This is a genomic window from Aquitalea palustris (assembly GCF_003693445.1).
Classification (GTDB): Bacteria; Pseudomonadota; Gammaproteobacteria; order Burkholderiales; family Chromobacteriaceae; genus Aquitalea; species Aquitalea palustris.
This window is the reverse complement of record NZ_RFAR01000002.1, coordinates 1-20,901: the sequence shown is the minus strand read 5'-3', so window position 1 is coordinate 20,901 and position 20,901 is coordinate 1. Positions and strand designations below refer to the sequence as shown.

Annotated in this window: 34 protein-coding genes and 1 pseudogene; 33 read left to right on the top strand and 2 right to left on the bottom strand. The window is 55.6% G+C overall.

Annotated elements, in window-relative coordinates; translation table 11 throughout:
- The 30 genes and pseudogenes from EAY64_RS20810 to rplQ form a co-directional block, all read left to right on the top strand.
- Positions 1 to 66: EF-Tu C-terminal domain-related protein (locus tag EAY64_RS20810; RefSeq protein ID WP_199734358.1), on the top strand; the 66-nt coding region annotated here is incomplete at its 5' end.
- 14 nt (positions 67 to 80) lie between these two features.
- Positions 81 to 392 (top strand): 30S ribosomal protein S10, encoded by a 312-nt coding sequence (gene rpsJ / locus EAY64_RS00495; RefSeq protein WP_017507377.1) that lies wholly within the window; start codon positions 81 to 83, stop codon positions 390 to 392.
- Between the two features lie 144 nt (positions 393 to 536).
- The gene (rplC, locus tag EAY64_RS00490) at positions 537 to 1,181 is read left to right on the top strand and encodes a 50S ribosomal protein L3 (protein WP_103522831.1); all 645 of its coding nucleotides are present in this window, start codon (positions 537 to 539) and stop codon (positions 1,179 to 1,181) included.
- Positions 1,181 to 1,801, top strand: coding sequence for a 50S ribosomal protein L4 (rplD, locus tag EAY64_RS00485; RefSeq protein ID WP_059287127.1), 621 nt, complete (start codon positions 1,181 to 1,183; stop codon positions 1,799 to 1,801). Before rplC ends, rplD begins: the two co-directional genes overlap by 1 nt.
- Positions 1,792 to 2,106, top strand: coding sequence for a 50S ribosomal protein L23 (rplW, locus tag EAY64_RS00480; protein WP_197077176.1), 315 nt, complete (start codon positions 1,792 to 1,794; stop codon positions 2,104 to 2,106). The genes rplD and rplW overlap by 10 nt, the downstream gene beginning before the upstream one ends.
- A gap of 11 nt (positions 2,107 to 2,117) precedes the next feature.
- A complete protein-coding gene (gene rplB, locus EAY64_RS00475) occupies positions 2,118 to 2,951 on the top strand; it encodes a 50S ribosomal protein L2 (protein WP_103522830.1) in 834 nt (277 codons plus the stop codon).
- 6 nt (positions 2,952 to 2,957) lie between these two features.
- A complete protein-coding gene (rpsS, locus tag EAY64_RS00470; RefSeq protein ID WP_008955640.1) occupies positions 2,958 to 3,236 on the top strand; it encodes a 30S ribosomal protein S19 in 279 nt (92 codons plus the stop codon).
- A gap of 9 nt (positions 3,237 to 3,245) precedes the next feature.
- The gene (gene rplV, locus EAY64_RS00465) at positions 3,246 to 3,575 is read left to right on the top strand and encodes a 50S ribosomal protein L22 (RefSeq protein WP_045846869.1); all 330 of its coding nucleotides are present in this window, start codon (positions 3,246 to 3,248) and stop codon (positions 3,573 to 3,575) included.
- A gap of 10 nt (positions 3,576 to 3,585) precedes the next feature.
- On the top strand, positions 3,586 to 4,287 hold the full coding sequence (gene rpsC, locus EAY64_RS00460; RefSeq protein WP_045846870.1) for a 30S ribosomal protein S3: 702 nt from the start codon (positions 3,586 to 3,588) through the stop codon (positions 4,285 to 4,287).
- Entirely contained in the window at positions 4,271 to 4,687 is a 417-nt protein-coding gene (rplP, locus tag EAY64_RS00455) for a 50S ribosomal protein L16 (RefSeq protein ID WP_045846871.1), read from the top strand. Before rpsC ends, rplP begins: the two co-directional genes overlap by 17 nt.
- Positions 4,687 to 4,875, top strand: a complete 189-nt coding sequence (gene rpmC / locus EAY64_RS00450; protein ID WP_021478360.1) for a 50S ribosomal protein L29 — start codon at positions 4,687 to 4,689, stop codon at positions 4,873 to 4,875. Before rplP ends, rpmC begins: the two co-directional genes overlap by 1 nt.
- 1 nt (position 4,876) lies before the next feature.
- Positions 4,877 to 5,140, top strand: a complete 264-nt coding sequence (gene rpsQ / locus EAY64_RS00445) for a 30S ribosomal protein S17 (protein WP_045846872.1) — start codon at positions 4,877 to 4,879, stop codon at positions 5,138 to 5,140.
- A 204-nt stretch (positions 5,141 to 5,344) separates the two neighbouring features.
- The gene (rplN, locus tag EAY64_RS00440; RefSeq protein WP_043579386.1) at positions 5,345 to 5,713 is read left to right on the top strand and encodes a 50S ribosomal protein L14; all 369 of its coding nucleotides are present in this window, start codon (positions 5,345 to 5,347) and stop codon (positions 5,711 to 5,713) included.
- 9 nt (positions 5,714 to 5,722) lie between these two features.
- Complete coding sequence (gene rplX / locus EAY64_RS00435; RefSeq protein ID WP_059287129.1) at positions 5,723 to 6,037, top strand: 50S ribosomal protein L24; 315 nt, start codon at positions 5,723 to 5,725, stop codon at positions 6,035 to 6,037.
- 12 nt (positions 6,038 to 6,049) lie between these two features.
- Positions 6,050 to 6,589, top strand: a complete 540-nt coding sequence (rplE, locus tag EAY64_RS00430; RefSeq protein WP_045846874.1) for a 50S ribosomal protein L5 — start codon at positions 6,050 to 6,052, stop codon at positions 6,587 to 6,589.
- 4 nt (positions 6,590 to 6,593) lie between these two features.
- A complete protein-coding gene (rpsN, locus tag EAY64_RS00425) occupies positions 6,594 to 6,899 on the top strand; it encodes a 30S ribosomal protein S14 (RefSeq protein WP_045846875.1) in 306 nt (101 codons plus the stop codon).
- A 14-nt stretch (positions 6,900 to 6,913) separates the two neighbouring features.
- Entirely contained in the window at positions 6,914 to 7,309 is a 396-nt protein-coding gene (gene rpsH / locus EAY64_RS00420) for a 30S ribosomal protein S8 (RefSeq protein WP_059287130.1), read from the top strand.
- Between the two features lie 9 nt (positions 7,310 to 7,318).
- Positions 7,319 to 7,852 carry a 50S ribosomal protein L6 gene (gene rplF / locus EAY64_RS00415; RefSeq protein ID WP_103522829.1) on the top strand — a complete coding sequence of 178 codons (534 nt, stop codon included), beginning with the start codon at positions 7,319 to 7,321 and terminating at the stop codon, positions 7,850 to 7,852.
- Positions 7,853 to 7,865: 13 nt separating this feature from the next.
- Entirely contained in the window at positions 7,866 to 8,219 is a 354-nt protein-coding gene (rplR, locus tag EAY64_RS00410; RefSeq protein ID WP_045846878.1) for a 50S ribosomal protein L18, read from the top strand.
- Positions 8,220 to 8,232: 13 nt separating this feature from the next.
- The gene (gene rpsE, locus EAY64_RS00405; RefSeq protein ID WP_059284788.1) at positions 8,233 to 8,751 is read left to right on the top strand and encodes a 30S ribosomal protein S5; all 519 of its coding nucleotides are present in this window, start codon (positions 8,233 to 8,235) and stop codon (positions 8,749 to 8,751) included.
- Positions 8,744 to 8,929 carry a 50S ribosomal protein L30 gene (gene rpmD / locus EAY64_RS00400; protein ID WP_059284787.1) on the top strand — a complete coding sequence of 62 codons (186 nt, stop codon included), beginning with the start codon at positions 8,744 to 8,746 and terminating at the stop codon, positions 8,927 to 8,929. Before rpsE ends, rpmD begins: the two co-directional genes overlap by 8 nt.
- A 3-nt stretch (positions 8,930 to 8,932) precedes the next feature.
- On the top strand, positions 8,933 to 9,364 hold the full coding sequence (gene rplO / locus EAY64_RS00395; RefSeq protein ID WP_103522828.1) for a 50S ribosomal protein L15: 432 nt from the start codon (positions 8,933 to 8,935) through the stop codon (positions 9,362 to 9,364).
- Positions 9,365 to 9,375: 11 nt separating this feature from the next.
- On the top strand, positions 9,376 to 10,695 hold the full coding sequence (secY, locus tag EAY64_RS00390; RefSeq protein ID WP_059284785.1) for a preprotein translocase subunit SecY: 1,320 nt from the start codon (positions 9,376 to 9,378) through the stop codon (positions 10,693 to 10,695).
- Positions 10,696 to 10,742: 47 nt separating this feature from the next.
- A pseudogene (locus EAY64_RS20495) lies at positions 10,743 to 10,934 on the top strand (S1 domain-containing protein).
- Between the two features lie 36 nt (positions 10,935 to 10,970).
- Positions 10,971 to 11,084 carry a 50S ribosomal protein L36 gene (rpmJ, locus tag EAY64_RS00380; RefSeq protein WP_011137711.1) on the top strand — a complete coding sequence of 38 codons (114 nt, stop codon included), beginning with the start codon at positions 10,971 to 10,973 and terminating at the stop codon, positions 11,082 to 11,084.
- Positions 11,085 to 11,154: 70 nt separating this feature from the next.
- Positions 11,155 to 11,517 carry a 30S ribosomal protein S13 gene (gene rpsM / locus EAY64_RS00375; RefSeq protein WP_103522827.1) on the top strand — a complete coding sequence of 121 codons (363 nt, stop codon included), beginning with the start codon at positions 11,155 to 11,157 and terminating at the stop codon, positions 11,515 to 11,517.
- A 16-nt stretch (positions 11,518 to 11,533) separates the two neighbouring features.
- Entirely contained in the window at positions 11,534 to 11,929 is a 396-nt protein-coding gene (rpsK, locus tag EAY64_RS00370) for a 30S ribosomal protein S11 (protein WP_008955659.1), read from the top strand.
- 18 nt (positions 11,930 to 11,947) lie between these two features.
- Positions 11,948 to 12,568: a 30S ribosomal protein S4 gene (gene rpsD, locus EAY64_RS00365; RefSeq protein WP_059284783.1), complete on the top strand. Its 621-nt coding sequence runs from the start codon at positions 11,948 to 11,950 to the stop codon at positions 12,566 to 12,568.
- A 23-nt stretch (positions 12,569 to 12,591) separates the two neighbouring features.
- A complete protein-coding gene (locus EAY64_RS00360) occupies positions 12,592 to 13,575 on the top strand; it encodes a DNA-directed RNA polymerase subunit alpha (protein ID WP_059284782.1) in 984 nt (327 codons plus the stop codon).
- A 24-nt stretch (positions 13,576 to 13,599) separates the two neighbouring features.
- Positions 13,600 to 13,995 carry a 50S ribosomal protein L17 gene (gene rplQ, locus EAY64_RS00355; RefSeq protein ID WP_103522826.1) on the top strand — a complete coding sequence of 132 codons (396 nt, stop codon included), beginning with the start codon at positions 13,600 to 13,602 and terminating at the stop codon, positions 13,993 to 13,995.
- 181 nt (positions 13,996 to 14,176) lie between these two features.
- On the opposite strand, the gene EAY64_RS00350 is transcribed toward rplQ, so the two are convergent.
- Both EAY64_RS00350 and EAY64_RS00345 read right to left on the bottom strand, forming a co-directional pair.
- Positions 14,177 to 14,974 (bottom strand): MOSC domain-containing protein, encoded by a 798-nt coding sequence (locus EAY64_RS00350; protein WP_103522825.1) that lies wholly within the window; start codon positions 14,972 to 14,974, stop codon positions 14,177 to 14,179.
- Positions 14,975 to 15,010: 36 nt separating this feature from the next.
- A complete protein-coding gene (locus EAY64_RS00345) occupies positions 15,011 to 16,429 on the bottom strand; it encodes an aminotransferase-like domain-containing protein (RefSeq protein ID WP_103522824.1) in 1,419 nt (472 codons plus the stop codon).
- A 178-nt stretch (positions 16,430 to 16,607) separates the two neighbouring features.
- Here EAY64_RS00345 and aptA point away from each other — a divergent pair, with 178 nt between their 5' ends.
- From aptA to EAY64_RS00330, 3 genes are all read left to right on the top strand, one after another.
- On the top strand, positions 16,608 to 17,924 hold the full coding sequence (gene aptA, locus EAY64_RS00340) for an omega-aminotransferase AptA (RefSeq protein WP_103522823.1): 1,317 nt from the start codon (positions 16,608 to 16,610) through the stop codon (positions 17,922 to 17,924).
- Between the two features lie 35 nt (positions 17,925 to 17,959).
- A complete protein-coding gene (locus tag EAY64_RS00335; protein ID WP_103522822.1) occupies positions 17,960 to 19,447 on the top strand; it encodes a CoA-acylating methylmalonate-semialdehyde dehydrogenase in 1,488 nt (495 codons plus the stop codon).
- A 297-nt stretch (positions 19,448 to 19,744) separates the two neighbouring features.
- Positions 19,745 to 20,901 (top strand): cache domain-containing protein (locus EAY64_RS00330; RefSeq protein WP_103522821.1); only part of this gene is annotated, 1,157 nt, incomplete at its 3' end.

The window sequence follows — 20,901 nt, the reverse complement described above, 5'->3', positions numbered from 1 at the left end:
CGTTTCGCCATCCGTGAAGGCGGCCGTACTGTTGGCGCCGGCGTTGTTGCCAAAATCATCGCCTAATCGGAGCAGATAATATGCAAAGCCAGAAAATCCGCATCCGCCTGAAGGCCTTCGATTACAACCTGATCGATCGCTCCGCCCAGGAAATCGTTGAAACCGCCAAGCGTACCGGTGCTGTTGTTAAGGGCCCGGTTCCGCTGCCGACCAAAATCGAGCGTTTCAACGTGCTGCGTTCCCCGCACGTGAACAAGACTTCCCGCGATCAGCTGGAAATCCGCACTCACCTGCGTCTGATGGACATCGTAGATCCGACCGACAAGACTGTTGATGCTCTGATGAAGCTCGACCTGCCGGCCGGTGTGGATGTGGAAATCAAGCTGCAGTAATTGCTGGAAACCTAGTAATTGTGAGCTAAGTGCTTGCGATTGCTAAATTTCTTGTGATACATTAGCGGACTCGCAATTTTGCGAGTCCGCTTTTGTTTTTGTATGCCGGTCAATCGTAATCGGCGCCTGCAAAAGGAAATAAACATGAGTTTAGGTCTTGTCGGTCGCAAAGTCGGCATGACCCGCATTTTTGCTGAAGACGGTGCATCCGTCCCGGTAACTGTGCTGGACATGTCTGCTAATCGCGTCACACAAATCAAAACCGCTGAAGTTGATGGCTACTCCGCCGTTCAAGTAACCTTCGGCACCCGTAAGGCAAACCGCGTTAATAAGGCGGCTGCCGGTCACTTCGCTAAAGCTGGCGTTGAAGCAGGTCTGGGTCTGAACGAATTCGTTCTGTCCGCAGAAGCTCTCTCCACCCTGAAGCCGGGTGATGCATTGTCCGTTGAAATCTTTGCCGTAGGCCAGCTGGTTGATGTAACTGGTACCTCCAAGGGTAAGGGCTTCTCCGGTGTGATCAAGCGTCACAACTTCTCTTCCAACCGTGCTTCCCATGGTAACTCGCGTTCGCATAACACGCCGGGTTCCATCGGTCAGGCTCAGGATCCGGGTCGTATTTTCCCGGGTAAGCGCATGGCTGGTCAGTACGGCAACGTCAAGAGCACTGTTCAGTGCCTGGAAGTTGTTCGTGTTGATGCCGAGCGTCAGCTGCTTCTGGTTAAGGGTGCCGTTCCTGGCGCCAAGAACGGCGACGTAGTCGTTCGTCCTAGCGTGAAGGCAGGTGCGTGATGGAATTGAAAGTAATCAATAGCCAAGGTCAGGCTGCTGGCAGCCTGCAGGCATCCGAGACTCTGTTCGGTCGCGAATACAACGAAGCTCTGGTTCACCAGGTTGTGACTGCATTCCTGGCGAATGCACGCAGCGGTAACCGTGCTCAGCTGACTCGTGCTGAAGTACACCACTCCACCAAGAAGCCGTTCAAGCAGAAGGGTACTGGTAACGCACGTGCCGGTATGACTTCTACTCCGAACCGTCGTGGTGGTGGTCGTGCTTTCCCGAACAGCCCGGACGAGAATTTCTCGCAGAAGGTTAACCGCAAGATGTTCCGCGCTGGTATGGCAGCTATCCTGTCCCAGCTGGTTCGCGACGAACGTCTGGTAGTGGTTGATTCGCTGTCGGTTGAATCGCCGAAAACCAAGGAATTCGTAGGTGTGGTTAAGTCCATGGGTCTGGAACAGGCTCTGTTCATTACCCGTGAACTGGACGAAAACCTCTATCTGTCTTCGCGCAATCTGCCGAACGTGCTGGTGATCGAAGCACAACAAGCTGACCCGTACAGCCTGCTGCGTTTCAAGAAGATCGTCATCACTCGTGAGGCGGTGCAGCATCTGGAGGAGCAGTGGGCATGAATCAAGAACGTCTGTTGCAAGTAATTCTGGCCCCGGTTGTTTCCGAAAAGAGCACCATGGTTGCTGAGAAGCATCAGCAAGTTGTATTCCGTGTTGCTACCGATGCTACCAAGCCGGAGATCAAGGCTGCGGTTGAAATGCTGTTCAACGTAAAAGTTGAAGGCGTATCCACCGTTAACGTCAAGGGCAAAGTTAAACGCTTTGGCCGTACCTTTGGCCGTCGTAAAGACTGGAAAAAGGCTTACGTTAGCCTGGTTCAGGGTCAGGAAATCGATCTGACCGCCACCCCGGCCGCTGCGGAGTAAGGAGATAGAGCATGCCTATCGTTAAAGTAAAACCGACTTCCGCGGGTCGTCGTGCAGTTGTCAAGGTGGTTCACCCTGATCTGCATAAAGGCGCTCCGCACGCCGCTCTGGTAGAGAAAAAATCTTCCACTGCTGGCCGTAACAACAATGGCCGTATCACTACCCGTCACATGGGTGGTGGTCACAAGAAACATTACCGTCTGATCGACTTCCGTCGCAACAAGGATGGCATCCCGGCAAAAGTGGAACGCATCGAATACGATCCGAACCGCACTGCCCACATTGCTCTCCTGTGCTACGCCGATGGCGAACGCCGCTACATCATCGCTCCGCGCGGTGTGAAGCCGGGTACTGTTCTGCTGTCCGGTGCCGAGGCTCCGATCAAGGCTGGTAACACTCTGCCGATCCGTAACATCCCGGTGGGTACCACTATCCACTGCGTTGAGCTGCAACCTGGCAAGGGCGCCCAGATGGTTCGTTCCGCTGGTGGTTCCGCCATGCTGCTCGCTCGCGAAGGCGTTTACGCTCAGCTGCGTCTGCGTTCCGGCGAAATCCGCCTGGTGCATGTCGATTGCCGTGCGACTGTTGGCGAAGTGAGCAACGAAGAGCACTCCCTGCGCAAGCTGGGTAAGGCTGGTGCCAGTCGCTGGCGTGGTATTCGTCCGACCGTTCGCGGTACGGCGATGAACCCGGTTGATCACCCGCATGGTGGTGGTGAAGGCCGTACTGGTGAAGGCCGTGTGCCGGTTAGCCCATGGGGCACTCCGACTAAGGGCTTCCGTACCCGTCGCAACAAGCGTACCGACAATATGATCGTACGCCGTCGCTATTCTACTAAAGGGTAATTGACAATGGCACGTTCGCAGAAAAAAGGCCCGTTCGTTGATCTGCACCTTCTGAAGAAGGTCGACGCGGCGCGTGCAACCAGTGACAAACGTCCGATCAAAACCTGGTCGCGTCGTTCGACCGTCCTGCCGGACTTCATTGGTTTGACCATCGCGGTTCACAACGGTCGCACCCATGTGCCTGTTTATGTTTCCGAAAACATGGTCGGTCATAAACTGGGCGAATTCTCGCTGACTCGTACCTTCAAAGGCCACGCGGCCGATAAGAAGGCGAAGAAGAGATAAGGTGAAGCGATGAGAGTATCTGCAAATCTGAAAAGCGTCCGCCTGTCGGCACAAAAGTGCCGCCTGGTGGCCGATCTGATCCGCGGTCAATCCGTTGGTCAGGCTTTGAATATCCTGGCCTTCTCCCCGAAGAAGGGCGCGGTTATTGTGAAGAAAGTGCTGGAATCTGCCATCGCTAACGCCGAGCACAACGAAGGCGCTGACATTGACACCCTGCGTGTCACCAGCATCTTTGTTGACAAAGGCGCTAGTCTGAAGCGTTTCACTGCCCGTGCTAAGGGTCGTGGCAATCGCATCGAAAAGCAGACCTGCCACATCTCGTTGACCGTTGGCAATTAAGGGGTAAGAAATGGGTCAGAAGATTCATCCGACGGGATTCCGTCTTGCCGTTAACAAAAACTGGTCTTCCAAGTGGTTCGCCAATTCGAAGAATTTCCCGGAAATGCTCATGCAAGACCTGGAAGTTCGCGAATACCTGAAGAAGCGCCTGGGTCATGCGGCTGTTGGTCGTGTCACCATCGAGCGTCCGGCCAAGTCCGCACGCATTACCATTCACAGCGCCCGTCCGGGTGTGGTGATTGGTAAAAAAGGTGAGGACATCGAAGTTCTGAAGCGCGAACTGCAAGCTCGTCTGGGCGTGCCGGTTCACGTGAATATCGAAGAAGTTCGCAAGCCGGAACTGGACGCGCAAATCATCGCCGACGGTATCGCTTCGCAGCTGGAAAAGCGTGTGATGTTCCGTCGTGCCATGAAGCGTTCCATGCAGAACGCCATGCGCATGGGCGCCCAGGGCATCAAGATCATGTCCTCCGGCCGTCTGAACGGTATCGATATCGCTCGTAGCGAATGGTATCGCGAAGGCCGCGTGCCGCTGCATACCCTGCGTGCCGATGTTGACTACGCTACCTCTGAAGCCAAGACTACCTACGGTATCATCGGCATCAAGGTATGGGTTTACAAAGGTGAGCTGAAGCCGGGTCAAGTAGCGCCGGCTCCGGTTGCGACCGAGAAGAAAACGAGAAAGGGCCCACGCAATGCTGCAGCCAACTAGACTCAAGTACCGTAAACAGCATAAAGGCCGCAACACTGGTATCGCTACCCGTGGTAACAAGGTGAGCTTTGGTGATTTCGGTTTGAAGGCTGTTGGTCGTGGTCGTCTGACTGCACGTCAGATCGAAGCGGCCCGTCGTGCCATGACTCGTCACATCAAGCGTGGCGGTCGTATCTGGATCCGTATTTTCCCGGACAAGCCGATCACTTCCAAGCCTGCTGAAGTACGTATGGGTGGGGGTAAGGGTTCTCCGGAATACTACGTGGCCGAAATCCAGCCTGGCAAGATGCTGTACGAAATGGACGGTGTTAACGAGGAACTCGCTCGTGAAGCTTTCCGTCTGGCCGCAGCCAAGTTGCCGATCGCCACTGTGTTTGTAACTAGACAGGTAGGTCAGTAATGAAAGCGTCCGAACTGAAAGCCAAAACTGTTGACGAGCTGAAAGTGGAACTGCTGAGCCTCCTGAAGGCCCAGTTTGCCCTGCGCATGCAGCACGCTACTCAGCAACTCGCCAAGACCTCTGAACTGAAGAAAGTGCGTCGCGATATCGCTCGTGTACGTACCGTTCTGAAAGAAAAGGCAGTTTAAGATGAGCGAAACCAAAGTTGTACGTACGCTGACCGGCACTGTCGTCAGCGACAAGATGGATAAGACTGTAACCGTTCTGGTCGAGCGCAAGGTTAAGCACCCGATCTACGGCAAAATTATCCGTCGTTCCAAGAAGTTCCACGCACACGACGAGAACAACGAGTTCAAGGCCGGTGACATCGTAGTAATTAGCGAGTCCCGTCCTCTCTCGAAGACCAAGTCGTGGGTGGTAACTGCCCTGGTAGAGAAATCTCGCCAGGTATAAGACTTGCAAGGGACGAAAGTCCCTTGTATAATGGCCATCTTCTTATCCGTGTCGGATAGGAATTCCGCCCTTACGGGGTCCAAAACTGGCCGTTTGACACGCCACAGTCTTGCTGTGGCGTTTCGTCTGTTTGGTCTTGCTCTTATGCGAGAAACCGGCAGGTGAAAGTGACGGATAAAGTTGGATTAGAAAGGTAATCATCAAATGATCCAAATGCAGACCATGCTTGAGGTCGCTGACAATACTGGTGCGCGTCACGTTATGTGCATCAAGGTATTGGGCGGTTCCAAGCGTCGCTATGCAAGCGTTGGCGACATCATCAAGGTGAGCATCAAGGATGCTGCTCCGCGCGGTCGCGTCAAAAAAGGCGACGTGTACAACGCAGTAGTAGTACGCACCGCCAAGGGCGTGCGTCGTCCGGACGGCTCGTTGATCAAGTTTGATAGCAACGCTGCCGTTCTGCTCAACAACAAGCTTGAGCCGATTGGCACTCGTATCTTCGGACCCGTGACGCGTGAACTGCGTACCGAGCGTTTCATGAAGATCGTGTCGCTTGCTCCTGAAGTGCTGTAAGGAGGTCGCATGCGCAAAATTCGTAAAGGTGATGAAGTCGTAGTAATCACCGGTAAAGACAAGGGTAAACGCGGCACCGTTCTGCGTGTTCTGGAAGAGAAGCTGGTTGTTGAAGGCGTGAACATCGCCAAGAAACACCAGAAGCCGAATCCGGTACGTGGTGTTGCTGGTGGTATCGTCGAAAAGATCATGCCTGTTGACGCTTCCAACGTCGCTATTTTCAATCCGGCTAGCCAAAAGGCTGACCGCGTGGGCTTCAAGACTCTTGAAGACGGCCGCAAGGTACGCGTGTTCAAGTCCAACGGCGAAGTTATCGGCGCGTAAGGAAAAGCAAACATGGCACGTTTCTACGATTTCTACAAAGACAGCGTAGTGCCGGAACTGATGAAACAGTTCGGCTACAAGTCGATCATGGAAGTACCGCGCATCGAGAAGATCACCGTCAACATGGGTGTGGGCGAAGCTGTTGCCGATAAAAAGGTAATGGAATTTGCCGTGGGCGATATGGAAAAGATCGCCGGCCAGAAGCCGGTTGTCACCACCGCTCGCAAATCCATCGCTGGCTTCAAGATTCGCGATGACTATCCGGTCGGCTGCAAGGTAACCCTGCGCCGTGAACGCATGTACGAATTCCTGGACCGTCTGGTAACCATCGCGTTGCCGCGTGTCCGTGACTTCCGTGGTGTTTCCGCCAAGTCTTTCGACGGCCGCGGCAACTACAACATGGGCGTCAAGGAACAGATCATCTTCCCGGAAATCGAGTACGACAAGATCGATGCTCTGCGTGGTATGAACATTACTGTTACCACTACGGCGAAGACTGACGAAGAGGCCCGCGCTCTGCTGGCTGCGTTCAAGTTCCCGTTCAAGGGTTAAGCACATGGCAAAACTTGCACTGATCAAGCGTGAAGAGAAGCGCGTTAAGGTGGCTGAAAAATTTGCCGCTAAGCGCGAAGCCCTCATCGCTACCATCAACAATCAAAGCCTCTCGGAAGAAGAACGCTTTGCCGCTCGCCTGCAACTGCAGCAGCTGCCGCGCAATGCTTCCCCGGTTCGCCAGCGTCGTCGCTGTGCCATTACCGGTCGTCCGCGTGGCGTGTTCCGTAAATTCGGTCTGGGTCGTAACAAACTCCGTGAAATCGCCATGAAGGGCGAAATTCCGGGTGTTGTTAAGGCCAGCTGGTAATAGGAGAACCATAAATGAGCATGCACGATCCTATTTCCGATATGTTGACCCGCATCCGTAACGGCCAAATGGCTTCCAAGGTGGCTGTTGCAATGCCGTCTTCCAAGCTGAAAATTGCGCTGGCACAGGTGCTGAAAGAAGAAGGCTACATCGAAGATTTCGCCGTTGCCGGCGAAGCCAAGAAGCCTGTTCTTGATATCCAGCTCAAGTACTACGCTGGCCGTCCGGTGATCGAGCGCATTGACCGCGTTTCGCGTCCTGGCCTGCGCGTATACAAGGGCTCCACCGAAATCCCGAAGGTAATGAATGGTCTGGGCGTAGCGATTCTGTCTACCTCCAAGGGCATCATGACCGATCGTAAAGCACGCGCTGCCGGTATCGGCGGTGAGCTGCTCTGCGTTGTGGCGTAAGGGGGTCAAATGTCTCGCGTAGCTAAGAATCCCGTAGCCATTCCGGCTGGCGTCGAAGTGAAATTCGGTGCTGCAGAAGTGACCGTAAAGGGTGCCCTGGGCTCCCTGAGCGCCGCTCTGTGCAATGACGTTGAAATCAAGTTCGACAACAACGAACTGACTTTCGCGGCTAAAAACGACAGCAAGTTCGCACGTGCCATGTCCGGCACCCTGCGTGCTCTGCTGAACAATATGGTACTTGGTGTCTCCAAGGGCTTCGAGAAGAAGCTGCAGCTGGTAGGCGTGGGCTATCGTGCCCAGGCTCAAGGCGACATCCTGAACCTGTCTCTGGGTTTCTCTCACCCGGTAGCTCACCAGATGCCTGCTGGCATCAAGGCTGAGACTCCGACTCAGACCGAGATCCTGATCAAGGGTGCTGACAAGCAACTCGTTGGCCAGATCGCTGCCGAAATCCGCGCATACCGCTCCCCGGAACCCTATAAGGGCAAGGGCGTTCGTTACGCTGATGAGGTTGTGGTTCTGAAAGAAACCAAGAAGAAGTAACTGAGGCACTGACATGGACAAGAAACAAGCTCGACTCCGCCGTGCACGTAAAACCCGTGCTCGGATTGCGGAGCTCAAGATGGTGCGTCTCACTGTTTACCGCACCAACAGCCACATTTATGCCCAGATCATTGATGAAACTGGCAGCAAGGTACTGGCAAGCGCTTCCACTCTGGAAGCCGAAGTACGCGCTGATGTTTCCAATGGTGGCAATGTGGCCGCTGCAGCCGTAGTCGGTAAGCGCATCGCTGAAAAAGCCAAGGCAGCCGGTATTTCGACCGTGGCATTTGACCGTTCCGGTTTCAAATACCATGGCCGTATGAAGGCTGTGGCAGACGCAGCCCGTGAACACGGTCTCGTATTCTAATTCGGAGTGAAGAATGGCTAAGCACGAAATGGAAGATCGTGGCGACGGTCTGGTCGAGAAGATGATCAGCGTCAACCGCGTCACCAAAGTGGTTAAGGGCGGCCGTATCATGGCTTTCTCCGCCTTGACCGTCGTTGGTGATGGCGATGGCGGCATCGGTATGGGCAAAGGTCGTTCCAAGGAAGTTCCGGTTGCCGTACAAAAGGCAATGGAACAAGCCCGCCGCAATCTGGTAAAGATCCCGCTGCGTAACGGTACCCTGCACCACACCGTATCGGGTAAGCACGGTGCTACTACCGTCTTTATCCAGCCGGCTAAAGAAGGTACTGGCGTTAAGGCCGGTGGCCCGATGCGTGCAATTTTTGACGCAATGGGTATTCACAATGTTTCGGCCAAAATTCATGGTTCCACCAACCCGTACAACGTGGTTCGTGCAACTCTGGACGGCCTGAGCAAGATTAGCACCGCCTCTCAGGTTGCCGCCAAGCGCGGTCTGACCGTTGACGAGATCCTGGGGGTTAATCATGAGTAACGCCAACACTGTAAAGGTAACTCTGGTAAAGAGCCTGATCGGTCGTCTGGAATCCCACAAGGCTTGCGCCCGTGGCCTGGGTCTGAAAAAGATCCGCCAGACTGTGGAAGTGCTCGATACCCCTGAAAACCGTGGCATGATCAACAAGATCAGCTACTTGCTCAAATTCGAGGGCTAAGAGATGCTGCTGAACACCATTCAACCCGGTGACGGCGCCAAGCATGCGAAGCGTCGTGTAGGTCGCGGTATTGGTAGCGGCCTGGGTAAGACTGCCGGTCGTGGCCATAAAGGTCAAAAGAGCCGTGCAGGTGGTTTCCACAAGGTCGGTTTCGAAGGCGGTCAAATGCCGCTGCAACGTCGCCTGCCGAAACGTGGCTTCAAGTCGCTGACTGCTCGCTTCAATGCTGAAGTGCGTCTGTCCGAACTGAATCTGCTGCCGGTTGACGAAATCGATCTGTTGTCGCTCAAGCAAGCTGGTCTGGTCCATGCTCAGGCTCTGGTAGCCAAAGTGGTTCTGTCCGGCAAGATCGAGCGTGCTGTTAAGCTGCGTGGTATTGCAGCGACTGCCGGCGCTCGCGCTGCTATCGAAGCTGCCGGCGGCAGTATTGAATAAGGCGCACTTACGTGTCGAAACCTTCTCTAGTAGGAAATGCCAATAAATTTGGTGATTTGAAGCGCCGCATCATGTTTTTGATCGGAGCTTTGATTGTTTACCGCATCGGTGCGCATATTCCGGTGCCAGGTATCAATCCTGCCGAACTAGCGAAGTTGTTCCACACGTCGCAGACGGGCCTGCTCGACATGTTCAACATGTTCTCGGGCGGTGCCCTCTCGAGATTTACGGTATTTGCCTTGGGCATCATGCCGTACATCTCTGCTTCCATCATTCTTCAGCTGGCTTCCGAGGTGTTGCCTAGTTTGAAGCAGCTGAAGAAGGAAGGCGACGCGGGACGTCGTAAGGTAACCCAGTACACACGTTATGCAACCGTATTGCTGGCCTCGTTTCAGAGTTTCAGTATCGCGGTAATGCTGTTTAAGCAGCCTAACCTGGTGGTGACTGCCCAGTGGGAGTTCTACCTGACAACCGTGGTAACCCTGGTTACCGGCACCATGTTCCTCATGTGGCTGGGTGAGCAGATTACCGAGCGCGGTATCGGTAACGGTATCTCGCTGATCATCTGTGCAGGTATTGCATCAGGTGTTCCGGCTGCCATTGGCAAGACGCTCACGCTGACCAGTCAAGGCTCGCTGCCCATCCTGTTTACCATCGTGCTGTTTGTCGGTGTTGCACTGATGACCTATGTTGTCGTGTTCGCAGAACGCGGTCAGCGCAAGGTTTTGGTCAACTACGCCAAGCGTCAGGTTGGTAATCGTGTCATGCAGGGCCAGAGCACGCATATGCCGCTCAAGCTCAACATGGCAGGGGTGATCCCGCCGATTTTTGCATCCAGCATCATTCTGTTTCCTGCCACCATTCTTGGTTGGCTCGGCAATAATGAAAGCCTGGGTTGGCTCAAGGGCGTGGCTGACAAGCTGCATCCCGGACAGCCCATCTATGTGCTGCTGTATGCAACGGCCATCATTTTCTTCTGTTATTTCTACACCGCTCTCGTTTTCAATCCGAAAGAGACGGCAGATAACCTGAAGAAGAGTGGTGCGTTCATCCCAGGTATCCGTCCAGGTGAGCAGACTTCGCGTTACATCGAGAAGATCATTCTGCGGCTGACACTTATCGGTGCGATCTACATTACGCTGGTTTGTCTGTTGCCGGAATTCCTCATCTTGAAGTGGAATGTACCGTTCTACTTCGGTGGTACATCACTGCTGATCATCGTGGTGGTCACCATGGATTTCATGGCTCAGGTCCAGTCCTACGTACTGTCGCATCAGTATGAGAGCTTGCTGAAGAAGGCTAACTTCAAAGGCAATGCCCTTACCCGCTGACACACGTGTTCTCGCTGGGTTATATGGCTAGGTAAGACACCATCCAGATGCAGGGTGAGATCAGGCAGTAGTACCTTGGTGCTGCTGCAGGATCAAACTTGAGAATGGACACGTAGTAATTGGGCGTAAATAGAAATGACACGGATGCCTGCATCTGTGTCCTGGCTGTTTACAAGGTTACGGTGGAGCTCACTCCATCCGATTTGACCTCTGCCCGTATCGTGTTCCGTGCGAAATAACGCACTCGCTCTTTTAGAGTAACGAAAGGAACTGACATGCGAGTACAGCCTTCGGTAAAGAAGATTTGCCGTAACTGCAAAATCATCCGTCGCAATCGCGTAGTTCGCGTGATCTGCACGGACCCGCGTCACAAGCAAAAGCAAGGCTAACATTTGTTAGACCTGACTTTGCGTGTTACAATCGCAAACTTTTCAAGGTCTTAAGGCTTAAGGAAAGAGTATGGCCCGTATTGCAGGGGTAAATATCCCCAATCATGCGCATGCCGTTATCGGCCTGCAGGCAATTTTCGGCATCGGTCAGACTCGCGCCCAGCAAATTTGTGTTGCTGCCAGCGTGAATCCCTCCACCAAGGTGAAGGATCTGACAGAAGCTGAGATGGAAACTCTGCGTGAAGCAGTGGCGAAGTTCACCGTTGAAGGTGACCTGCGTCGCGAAATCACCATGAGCATCAAGCGTCTGATGGACATGGGCTGCTATCGCGGTCTGCGTCATCGTCGTGGCCTGCCGTGTCGCGGTCAGCGCACTCGCACTAACGCTCGTACCCGCAAGGGACCGCGTAAGGCGATCGCCGGCAAGAAGTAACTAAAGGAACACAGAAATGGCTAAAGCAAACACAGCTGTCCGTGTACGTAAAAAAGTGCGCAAGTCTGTTAGCGAAGGTATCGTGCACGTGCACGCTTCGTTCAACAACACCATCATCACTATCACCGACCGTCAAGGCAATGCACTGTCTTGGGCTACCTCTGGCGGCGCTGGTTTTAAGGGCTCGCGCAAAAGTACACCCTTTGCTGCTCAGGTAGCAGCAGAGCACGCTGGTAAAGTTGCCCAAGAATACGGTGTGAAGAACCTCGAAGTTCGTATCAAGGGCCCGGGTCCGGGTCGTGAATCCGCTGTTCGCGCACTCAACGCGCTGGGTTTCAAGATCACCAGCATCTCCGACGTGACGCCGGTACCGCACAACGGTTGCCGTCCGCCCAAAAAACGTCGTATTTAATTCGGAGAGTGTGAGAACATGGCACGTTATATCGGCCCGAAATGTAAGCTCGCTCGTCGTGAAGGCACCGACCTTTTCCTGAAGAGCGCGCGTCGTGCACTGGATTCCAAGTGCAAACTGGACACCCCTCCTGGCCAGCATGGCGCTCGCAAGAGCCGCCTGTCTGACTACGGTGTCCAGCTGCGTGAAAAGCAGAAAATCCGCCGTATCTATGGCGTACTCGAGCGTCAGTTCCGCAACTACTTTGCGGAAGCTGTGCGTCGTAAGGGCTCCACTGGTGAAAACCTGCTGAAGCTGCTCGAGGCGCGTCTGGACAACGTTGTATATCGCATGGGCTTTGGCTCCACTCGTGCAGAAGCACGTCAGCTGGTAAGCCACAAGGCTATCGTTGTGAACGGCCAGGTAGTTAACATTCCGTCATTCCAGGTTAAAGCTGGTGACGTTGTGTCTGTCCGCGAAAAGGCCAAGAAACAGGCCCGTATCGTAGAAGGTCTGGCTCTGGCTGAGCAAGGTGGTTTCCCTACTTGGGTGTCGGTTGACTCCAAGAAGATGGAAGGCGTCTTCAAATCTGCTCCGGAACGTTCCGAACTGTCTAGCGATATCAACGAACAACTCGTTGTGGAATTCTACTCCAAGTAATCGCTAGCTCTTAGGGAATGACTATGCAAAACAGCGCTTCGGAATTTTTGAAACCTCGTCTGATTGACGTGCAGCCGGTCTCTGCGACCCATGCACGCGTATCGATGGAGCCGTTCGAGCGTGGGTACGCCCACACTCTGGGAAACTCGCTGCGCCGCATTCTGCTGTCGTCGATGCCGGGCTTTGCTCCTACCGAAGTGACTATCGCTGGCGTTTTGCATGAGTATTCCGCACTTGATGGCGTGCGTGAGGATGTCGTAGACATCCTCCTCAACCTCAAGGGCGTAGTGCTTAAGCTGCATGGTCGTGACAGTGTTGTGCTGACCCTGAAAAAGGAAGGCGAAGGCGCTGTCTTGGCTGGCGATATCGAGTTGCCGCATGACGTGGAAGTGATCAATCCGGAACACGTGATTGCTCATCTCTCCGTTGGTGGCAAAATCGACATGGAGATCAAGGTCGAAAAAGGCCGTGGCTATCAGCCTGTGTCTGTTCGGTCCATGCATGAAGAAAACCGTTCCATCGGTACCATTCAACTGGATGCTTCCTTCTCGCCGGTTCGCCGTGTGAGCTTTGCTGTGGAAAGCGCCCGTGTTGAGCAACGTACCGACCTCGACCGCCTGGTTCTCGATATCGAGACCAATGGCGTCATCGAACCGGAACAGGCCGTGCGTAATGCTGCACGTATTCTGATGGATCAGCTGTCGATCTTTGCTGACCTCCAAGGCACAGCGGTTGAAGAAGTCGTTGAAAAGGCGCCGCCGATCGATCCGATCTTGCTGCGTCCGGTAGACGATCTTGAACTGACGGTTCGTTCGGCCAACTGCCTGAAGGCAGAGAACATTTACTACATCGGCGATCTGATCCAGCGTACTGAAACCGAGCTTCTGAAGACTCCGAACCTCGGTCGCAAGTCGCTGAACGAGATCAAAGAAGTTCTCGCTTCGAAGGGCCTGACTCTCGGCATGAAGCTTGAGAATTGGCCTCCGGCTGGTCTGGAAAAGCCGTAAGTTTGAGACTAAAGGACATTAACAATGCGTCATCGTTACAGTAATCGTAAACTGAACCGCACGACCAGCCATCGTCTGGCGATGCTGCGCAACATGGCGAATTCGCTGCTGAAGCACGAAGTTATCGTGACCACGCTGCCGAAAGCCAAGGAACTGCGTCGTGTGGCCGAGCCGCTGATTACGCTCGGCAAAAAGCCGTCTCTCGCCAACCGTCGTCTGGCGTTTGACCGCACTCGTGACCGCGATATCGTGGTTAAACTCTTCGACGAACTCGGCCCGCGCTTCTCCGCCCGCAATGGTGGTTATGTGCGTATCCTGAAGTACGGTTTCCGCAAGGGCGACAACGCCCCGATGGCTCTGGTAGAGCTGGTGGACCGTGCTGAAGATGCCGTCGCAGTCGTAGATGACTCCGCTGAGTAACATCCAGTGAAGTTGTGAAAAAAGCCAGCGCAAGCTGGCTTTTTTCATTTCTGGCCGGTTTTGTCAGGCCAGAGTTCCTTGTCGTATAGCCTGCAGCCGGTTGGTACCGCCGCTTTGCTGCGCTGTCCAGCCTGTCAGGGGGGGCACGCGCCGGGGATGGCTGTCAGCTTCAGCTGTTGATTCAGAAGACGTAGCGTGATTCCACCACTTCCACTGCAGCGCCCACCTCCAGTATCCCTTCGCTGCGGGCGATCAGGTTGACGCCAAAACAGATGCCTTCGGGTAGTTGGCGGGTACGAATCAAGGTATGCATCGGCTCATTGTTGCTGGAGAATTCACCGGTTTGTGGATCAACCGTAGTTAACTGGCAGCGGGTGCAGGGCTTGGCCACATCAAACAGCATGTCACCGATGCGAATCACGCTCCAATCATCTTCCTCATAAGGCAAGGCATCCTTAATCACCAGATTCGGGCGGAAGTGACGCAGGCTGACTGGCTGTGCCAATTCCTGATTCAAGGCATCCAGCGAAGCCTGATTGACCAGCAGATAAGGATAGCCGTCGGCAAACGACATCGGCGTGTTGCCATTTTGCAGGGTGCGGCGTGATTGCATGCCCAACCACAGCAACTTGCAAGGCACACCCATGTACTGGCTAAACCAGTCATCCACCTTGCCATCACCGTGCAGGGCGCTGAATTCATCTTTCCAAACCGCAGTGACAACTGGCTGGGTATAGACCTGGGTCATGGCCATGACTGCAGGCATTCCTGGTGCTTTAAGCAGCATGCCGCCCGGGATCAGATCCATTTCAATCAGCACCATGCGCGGAAATTCGCGTGCGGTCAGAAAACGGCCTTCCGGTGTGACCAGCAGCCATTCACGATCGTGCAGCAAGCCTTGTTGGCTGGCATAGGCACGGCTGTAAGTAATGCCACGGGCTGATTTCATCGGATGCACGAACATCTGGCTCAGTTGCATGAGAACTCCGCTAAAAATGGTGGGTTGCCGCACATGCTAGCATTGCTGAGCAGTGCTGGCACTGGCGTGATCCTGCAGAAAGCGCCATAAGCGCTCATCCTGGCAGTAAGCAACATTGAAGCGTAGCCAGTGACTGGCTTCGCCATAGGGGCGGAACAGGTGCCCAGGGGCTAGCAGGATGTCCTGTTTCAAGGCTTGTTCAGCCAGCTGCATGCTGTCGATGGTGTGTGGTGGCCTGGCGCACAGAAACAGCCCGTTGGCAGGACGGGTAAACAGCTCCCATCCCAGTGCGTGCAAACTCTCGGCGGCGAGAAACTGTGCTTCTGCCAGGCGAGACCTCAGCTTTTCCACCTGACGCCGGTAGCGACCTTCGTTCAGCATTTCCAGCACCACTCGCTCGTTCAACTCCGGTGTGGTGAGGCCGGACATCATTTTGTAGCGCAGCAGCTTTTCCACACTCTCTGCCGGACAGGCGATAAAACCCACGCGCAAGCCCGGCGACAGGGTCTTGGAGAAACTGTCGATGTAGATGACACGACGCAGGCCATCCAGTGCGGCCAGTGTGGGTTGGCGGCCATGGGTGAAGTCACCCGAGACATTGTCTTCTACCAGCAACAAATCGTATTGCTCGGCCAACTTGAGTACCTGATGCGCCGTTTGCACCGAATAACTGACACCGGTGGGATTTTGCAGCCAGGGGTTGGTGAAGAAGGCGCGTGGCCGATGCGTTTCAAGCAAGGCTTGCAAGGCGGGGATATCCGGTCCTTGCTCGGTCCACGGCACGCCTATCAGGTTGAAACCACGAAATGCCAGACAGGACATCAGATTGCAATAGCCTGGATCGTCTACCAGGATGGTATCGCCGGGGCGCAGTAGCGCACAGGCCACCATATCGAGCGCCTTGCTGGCACCTTGCGTCAACAGGATATCGTCGCCCTGTACCGGTACACCTTTTTCTGCCAGCTGTTGTGCCAGTTGCCGGCGTAATACCGGATACCCTTTGGGATCGCCATAACGCAGATTCATGTCACCATGCCGCGCCAGCGCACGCAGGGCTTTCTGCTGGGCCTCGATGTCATACCAGGCGGGAGGCAGCCAGCCACAACCTGCCTGCAAGGCCTGTTCCGAGTGCTCGTAGACATTGCGCAACAGCCAGTGCTCATCGATGGGCAGGTCTTCCAGACGCGCCGCCTGGCGCAGGCTACTGGCACGCTGACGCACCTCCACGTAAAAGCCCGAACCCGGCCGCGAACGCAGATAGCCCTGTGACAACAAGCGGTCGTAGGCCTCGACCACGGTAAACGGACTGACGCCATTTTCTGTTGCGAAGCGGCGTATCGAGGGTATGCGGGTACCGGGCCGCCAGTGGCCTGCGTCGATGGCTTGGCTAATGGCACTGACAATGGCGTCGACCAGGGTCTGGCCGGCTTGTGGACTGATGCTCAGGCTAGTCATGGTTGCTTTCCACAGCAGGCAAGCAGGCAGCTAGCTGCTGTGCTTGCTGAACTGTACTGGTTAATTTGCCTATACGGTCGTAGCAAATATCTGCATAACTGTACCTGTAATTGTATTGGTGTGATGACTAAATTGTCAGACATCAGGCAGAGACGACTGCCATCAGGAGGAAGAACACATGACCGAACTCAATATGGACGCATTCTGGATGCCGTTTACGGCTAACCGCCATTTCAAGAGCGCACCGCGCATGCTGGTGAGCGCTGATGGCATGTACTACAAGGACGATGCCGGCCGCGACATCATGGATGGCTGTGCCGGTCTGTGGTGTGTGAATGCCGGTCACAATCGCAAGCCGATTGTCGAAGCCATCCAGAAGCAGATCGCCACCCTGGATTACGCGCCGCCCTTCCAGATTGGCCATCCCAAGGCTTTCGAGGCCGCGGAAAAGCTGGCGGCCATGGCGCCCAAGGGTTTGTCCAAGGTGTTCTATGTCAATTCCGGTTCCGAAGCAGCCGATACCGCGCTGAAGATGGCGGTAGCCTATCACCGCGTGCGCGGCGATGCGGCCCGCGTCAAGCTGATCGGCCGTGAGCGTGGTTATCACGGTGTCAACTTCGGTGGTATTTCGGTCGGCGGCATTGCCGGCAACCGCAAGCTGTTCCCTGTTGCCCTGCCGACGGTAGATCACCTGCGTAGCACCCACGATCTGGGCCGCAATGCCTTTACCCGTGGTGAGCCGGAATTCGGTGCCGAATTCGCCGACGAGCTGGAAGCGCGCATTACCACCCTGCATGACCCGTCGACCATTGCCGCCGTGATTGTCGAGCCGATGGCCGGCTCCACCGGCGTGCTGATTCCGCCCAAGGGCTATCTCAAGCGCCTGCGTCAGATCTGCGACAAATACGGCATCTTGCTGATTTTTGATGAAGTGATCACCGGTTTTGGTCGTCTGGGTGCGGACTGGGCTGCCAACAAATTCGATGTACTGCCCGACATCATCACCTGCGCCAAGGGCCTGTCCAATGGCGTGGTGCCGATGGGCGCGCTGCTGGTCAAGCCGGAAATTCACGATGCCTTCATGGCAGCGGCGGCTGATCGTGCCATCGAATTCCCGCATGGTTATACCTATTCCGCACACCCGCTGGCCTGCGCGGCCTCCATTGCCACGCTGGACCTGTACCAGGAAGAGGGCTTGTTCCAGCGCGCCGCCGCCTTGTCCGGCCAGTTCGAAACCAAGGCGCACCAGCTCAAGAGCGTGAAAAACGTCAAGGACATCCGCAACCTGGGCCTGGTGGCCGGCATTGAACTGGACAGCCGTCCGGGTGCCCCGGGTGCGCGTGGCTTTGATGTCTTCCTCAAGTGCTGGGAAGCCGGTGTGCTGGTGCGCTTTACTGGCGACATCATCGCCGTATCGCCGCCGCTGATCATCAGCGAAGCTGAAATCGACCGCTTGTTCGCCGTAATCGGCGACGCTATCCAGGCCACGGCCTGAACGTATACCTCCAGCAAGAACGGACAGGATTGAAGATGAAAACCATTGCACATTTTATTGGCGGCGAACTGTATCAGGGCCAGAGCGGCCGTGTGGCCGATGTTTACAATCCGGCGCTGGGCGAAGTGGTGGCCCAGGTTGGTCTGGCCAGTGTGGATGAAGTGAACGCGGCGGTAGCCAATGCTCGCCGCGCTTTCCCGGCCTGGGCCGAGACCTCGCCGCTGAAGCGCTCGCGGGTGATGTTCAAGTTCAAGGAGCTGCTGGAAGCCAATCAGCGCCAGCTGGCTGAAATCATCTCCGCCGAGCACGGCAAAGTAGTATCGGATGCGCTGGGCGAAGTGACCCGTGGTCTGGAAGTGGTGGAGTTCGCCTGCGGTATTCCGCAACTGCTCAAGGGTGAATTCACCGAGCAGGTGGGTACTGGCATCGACAGCCACTCCATGCGCCAGCCGCTGGGCGTGGTGGCCGGTATCACACCGTTCAACTTCCCGGCCATGGTGCCGCTGTGGATGTTGCCGGTAGCCATTGCCTGCGGTAACTGCTTCATTCTGAAACCGTCGGAGCGCGATCCGTCAGCCGCTCTGTTCCTGGCCGATCTGCTGCAGCAGGCCGGTTTGCCGGATGGCGTGTTCAATGTGGTGCATGGTGACAAGCTGGCCGTGGATACACTGTTGACCCACCCGGATGTGGCCGCCATCAGCTTTGTCGGTTCCACGCCGATTGCCCAGTACATCTATGAAACCGGGGCCCGCCACGGCAAGCGTGTACAGGCACTGGGTGGTGCGAAGAACCATATGGTGGTGATGCCGGATGCCGATCTGGATGGCACGGTGGAAGCGCTGATGGGCGCGGGTTACGGTTCGGCCGGCGAACGCTGCATGGCCATTTCGGTTGCGGTTGCGGTGGGTGATGTCGCGGACAAGCTGGTTGAGCGGCTGAAGGCCCGTGCGGCCACGCTGAAAATCGGCGTGGGTGCCGATGCCGCAGCCGAGATGGGCCCGCTGGTAACCCGTCAACATCGCGACAAGGTCAAAGGCTATGTCGACCAAGGTGTGGCCGAAGGCGCAACATTGTTGCTGGACGGGCGCGATTATCAGCACCCTGGCCATGAGAACGGTTTCTTCCTTGGCCCCTGCCTGTTTGATCACGTCACTCCGGAAATGACCATCTACAAGGAAGAGATTTTCGGGCCGGTATTGTCGGTGGTACGCGTACCGGACTTCGATAGTGCGGTGAATCTGATCAACGCCCATCCCTATGCCAATGGCACCGCCATCTTTACCCGCTCCGGTGGTGCGGCACGCGAGTTCTCGCACCGCATCCAGGTGGGCATGGTCGGCGTGAACGTGCCGATTCCGGTGCCGATGGCCTTCCATAGCTTTGGTGGCTGGAAAGCCTCGCTGTTTGGCGACCATCACATGCATGGTCCGGAAGGGGTGCGTTTCTACACCCGCATGAAGACCATCACCAGCCGCTGGCCGGAAAAACTGACCGCCGAATTCGTGATGCCCACCATGAAATAAGGATGACCCAGAGGCGGAGCCTGCGGGCTACCCATCTCTTTTGACCCGGCCGATGGCCGGGTTTTTTTATGTCTGTTGTGGTCGCGCTAGTGCCAGGAATGGCCGGATTTGATGAAATTGAGGATGTATTCTGAAAGATGCTCCTCTAATTTGAAATATATCCATGGGTAAACCCCTGTGGCTTGTTACCGGCATCGCGGTAGAATGACGATGTACTGATATTTAGAGCAGTTGCTTGCTAGAAACACTGCCAACGGGACTAGAGAGAAAACCATGGAAACAAATAGCGGAATAAGCTTGCGCGCTCGTCTGATCGCCTGGCTATTGCTGGTGGCCTTGCTGATCTGTGCCTTGAGCGGGCTGGCCTTGTTCAACCAGCGCAATGCCATGTTGCATGACCGACAGGACAAGACGCGCAATCTGACGGAAAGCGCGCTGGGTGTGATCAGCAGCTATGAAGCGCTGGAAGCCAGTGGCAAGCTGAGCGAGGCACAGGCCAAGCAGATGGCCGCTGCCGCCTTGATGGCCAGTCACTATGACAAGAAAGAATATTTCTTCGGCTACGACCAGAACTGGAACTACGTCATCCATGGGGCCAAGGCCGCCATGCTGGGTAAAAACGTACAGGGGATGAAAACCCCCACCGGTGTCGATCTGGGGCAGCTGTTCCAGGAGACGGTCAGTAAGGGAAATGGGCAGGGTTTCGCCGAATATGTGTGGGACAAGCCGGGCTTTGATCAGCCGCAGCCGAAGATTTCCTATTTGATGACCAGTGCCCGCTGGCACTGGGTGATTGGCACCGGTATTTACCTGGATGATGTCCACGCCGCTTTCATGCAGCAGCTGTGGCTCACCCTGCTGGAAGTGGCTGCCATCCTGCTGCTGCTGCTGATTGCCGGGGTGTTCCTGATGCGCAGCATCCTGGGGCAGTTGGGGGCCGACCCTGGCGATACCATGCGCGTGGTGCGCCGTATCGCCGATGGCCACTTGGATACCGTGGTGCCCTTGCAAGCCGGTGACAAGAGCAGCGTGATGGCTGCGGTGGCCGACATGCAGCAGCACCTGAAGCAGCTGGTGCGCGAGATTGCCGACGAGGCCGGCCGCCTGTCGCAGATGAGCTCCGACGTGGCACGCCGCTCCGACGCAGTGGTCAGCGGGTCCGACCGGCAAAGTGAAGCGGCGGCTGCCATGGCGGCATCGATCGAGCAGCTTACCGTCAGCATCAATCATATTTCCAGCCATGCCCAGGACGCGCGCAATCTGTCGCAAGAATCAGGCCGCCTGTCGAAGGAGGGGGGCGAAGTGATTTCCAGCGCGGTGAGTGAGATGCACCGCATCAATGAATCGGTGGATCAGGCAGCGGTGACCATTGCCGATCTGGCCAGCAAGACCCAGACCATCTCCAGCATCATGCAGGTGATCAAGGATATTGCCGATCAGACCAATCTGCTGGC

What these genes read in the sequence shown, in the direction of transcription:
- rplD (WP_059287127.1), top strand. Translation starts at nt 1,181, where the DNA reads ATGGAATTGAAAGTAATCAATAGCCAAGGTCAGGCTGCTGGCAGCCTG.
- rpsQ (WP_045846872.1), top strand. Translation starts at nt 4,877, where the DNA reads ATGAGCGAAACCAAAGTTGTACGTACGCTGACCGGCACTGTCGTCAGC.
- EAY64_RS00345 (WP_103522824.1), bottom strand. Translation starts at nt 16,429, where the DNA reads ATGACTAGCCTGAGCATCAGTCCACAAGCCGGCCAGACCCTGGTCGAC.
- rplE (WP_045846874.1), top strand. Translation starts at nt 6,050, where the DNA reads ATGGCACGTTTCTACGATTTCTACAAAGACAGCGTAGTGCCGGAACTG.
- rplF (WP_103522829.1), top strand. Translation starts at nt 7,319, where the DNA reads ATGTCTCGCGTAGCTAAGAATCCCGTAGCCATTCCGGCTGGCGTCGAA.
- EAY64_RS00335 (WP_103522822.1), top strand. Translation starts at nt 17,960, where the DNA reads ATGAAAACCATTGCACATTTTATTGGCGGCGAACTGTATCAGGGCCAG.
- rplX (WP_059287129.1), top strand. Translation starts at nt 5,723, where the DNA reads ATGCGCAAAATTCGTAAAGGTGATGAAGTCGTAGTAATCACCGGTAAA.
- rplQ (WP_103522826.1), top strand. Translation starts at nt 13,600, where the DNA reads ATGCGTCATCGTTACAGTAATCGTAAACTGAACCGCACGACCAGCCAT.
- rpsH (WP_059287130.1), top strand. Translation starts at nt 6,914, where the DNA reads ATGAGCATGCACGATCCTATTTCCGATATGTTGACCCGCATCCGTAAC.
- aptA (WP_103522823.1), top strand. Translation starts at nt 16,608, where the DNA reads ATGACCGAACTCAATATGGACGCATTCTGGATGCCGTTTACGGCTAAC.
- rpsS (WP_008955640.1), top strand. Translation starts at nt 2,958, where the DNA reads ATGGCACGTTCGCAGAAAAAAGGCCCGTTCGTTGATCTGCACCTTCTG.
- rpmC (WP_021478360.1), top strand. Translation starts at nt 4,687, where the DNA reads ATGAAAGCGTCCGAACTGAAAGCCAAAACTGTTGACGAGCTGAAAGTG.
- rplV (WP_045846869.1), top strand. Translation starts at nt 3,246, where the DNA reads ATGAGAGTATCTGCAAATCTGAAAAGCGTCCGCCTGTCGGCACAAAAG.
- rpsM (WP_103522827.1), top strand. Translation starts at nt 11,155, where the DNA reads ATGGCCCGTATTGCAGGGGTAAATATCCCCAATCATGCGCATGCCGTT.
- EAY64_RS00350 (WP_103522825.1), bottom strand. Translation starts at nt 14,974, where the DNA reads ATGCAACTGAGCCAGATGTTCGTGCATCCGATGAAATCAGCCCGTGGC.
- rplP (WP_045846871.1), top strand. Translation starts at nt 4,271, where the DNA reads ATGCTGCAGCCAACTAGACTCAAGTACCGTAAACAGCATAAAGGCCGC.
- rpmD (WP_059284787.1), top strand. Translation starts at nt 8,744, where the DNA reads ATGAGTAACGCCAACACTGTAAAGGTAACTCTGGTAAAGAGCCTGATC.
- rplC (WP_103522831.1), top strand. Translation starts at nt 537, where the DNA reads ATGAGTTTAGGTCTTGTCGGTCGCAAAGTCGGCATGACCCGCATTTTT.
- rpsD (WP_059284783.1), top strand. Translation starts at nt 11,948, where the DNA reads ATGGCACGTTATATCGGCCCGAAATGTAAGCTCGCTCGTCGTGAAGGC.
- rplR (WP_045846878.1), top strand. Translation starts at nt 7,866, where the DNA reads ATGGACAAGAAACAAGCTCGACTCCGCCGTGCACGTAAAACCCGTGCT.
- rpmJ (WP_011137711.1), top strand. Translation starts at nt 10,971, where the DNA reads ATGCGAGTACAGCCTTCGGTAAAGAAGATTTGCCGTAACTGCAAAATC.
- rplB (WP_103522830.1), top strand. Translation starts at nt 2,118, where the DNA reads ATGCCTATCGTTAAAGTAAAACCGACTTCCGCGGGTCGTCGTGCAGTT.
- rpsJ (WP_017507377.1), top strand. Translation starts at nt 81, where the DNA reads ATGCAAAGCCAGAAAATCCGCATCCGCCTGAAGGCCTTCGATTACAAC.
- rpsC (WP_045846870.1), top strand. Translation starts at nt 3,586, where the DNA reads ATGGGTCAGAAGATTCATCCGACGGGATTCCGTCTTGCCGTTAACAAA.
- rplN (WP_043579386.1), top strand. Translation starts at nt 5,345, where the DNA reads ATGATCCAAATGCAGACCATGCTTGAGGTCGCTGACAATACTGGTGCG.
- rpsK (WP_008955659.1), top strand. Translation starts at nt 11,534, where the DNA reads ATGGCTAAAGCAAACACAGCTGTCCGTGTACGTAAAAAAGTGCGCAAG.
- EAY64_RS00360 (WP_059284782.1), top strand. Translation starts at nt 12,592, where the DNA reads ATGCAAAACAGCGCTTCGGAATTTTTGAAACCTCGTCTGATTGACGTG.
- rpsE (WP_059284788.1), top strand. Translation starts at nt 8,233, where the DNA reads ATGGCTAAGCACGAAATGGAAGATCGTGGCGACGGTCTGGTCGAGAAG.
- rplO (WP_103522828.1), top strand. Translation starts at nt 8,933, where the DNA reads ATGCTGCTGAACACCATTCAACCCGGTGACGGCGCCAAGCATGCGAAG.
- rpsN (WP_045846875.1), top strand. Translation starts at nt 6,594, where the DNA reads ATGGCAAAACTTGCACTGATCAAGCGTGAAGAGAAGCGCGTTAAGGTG.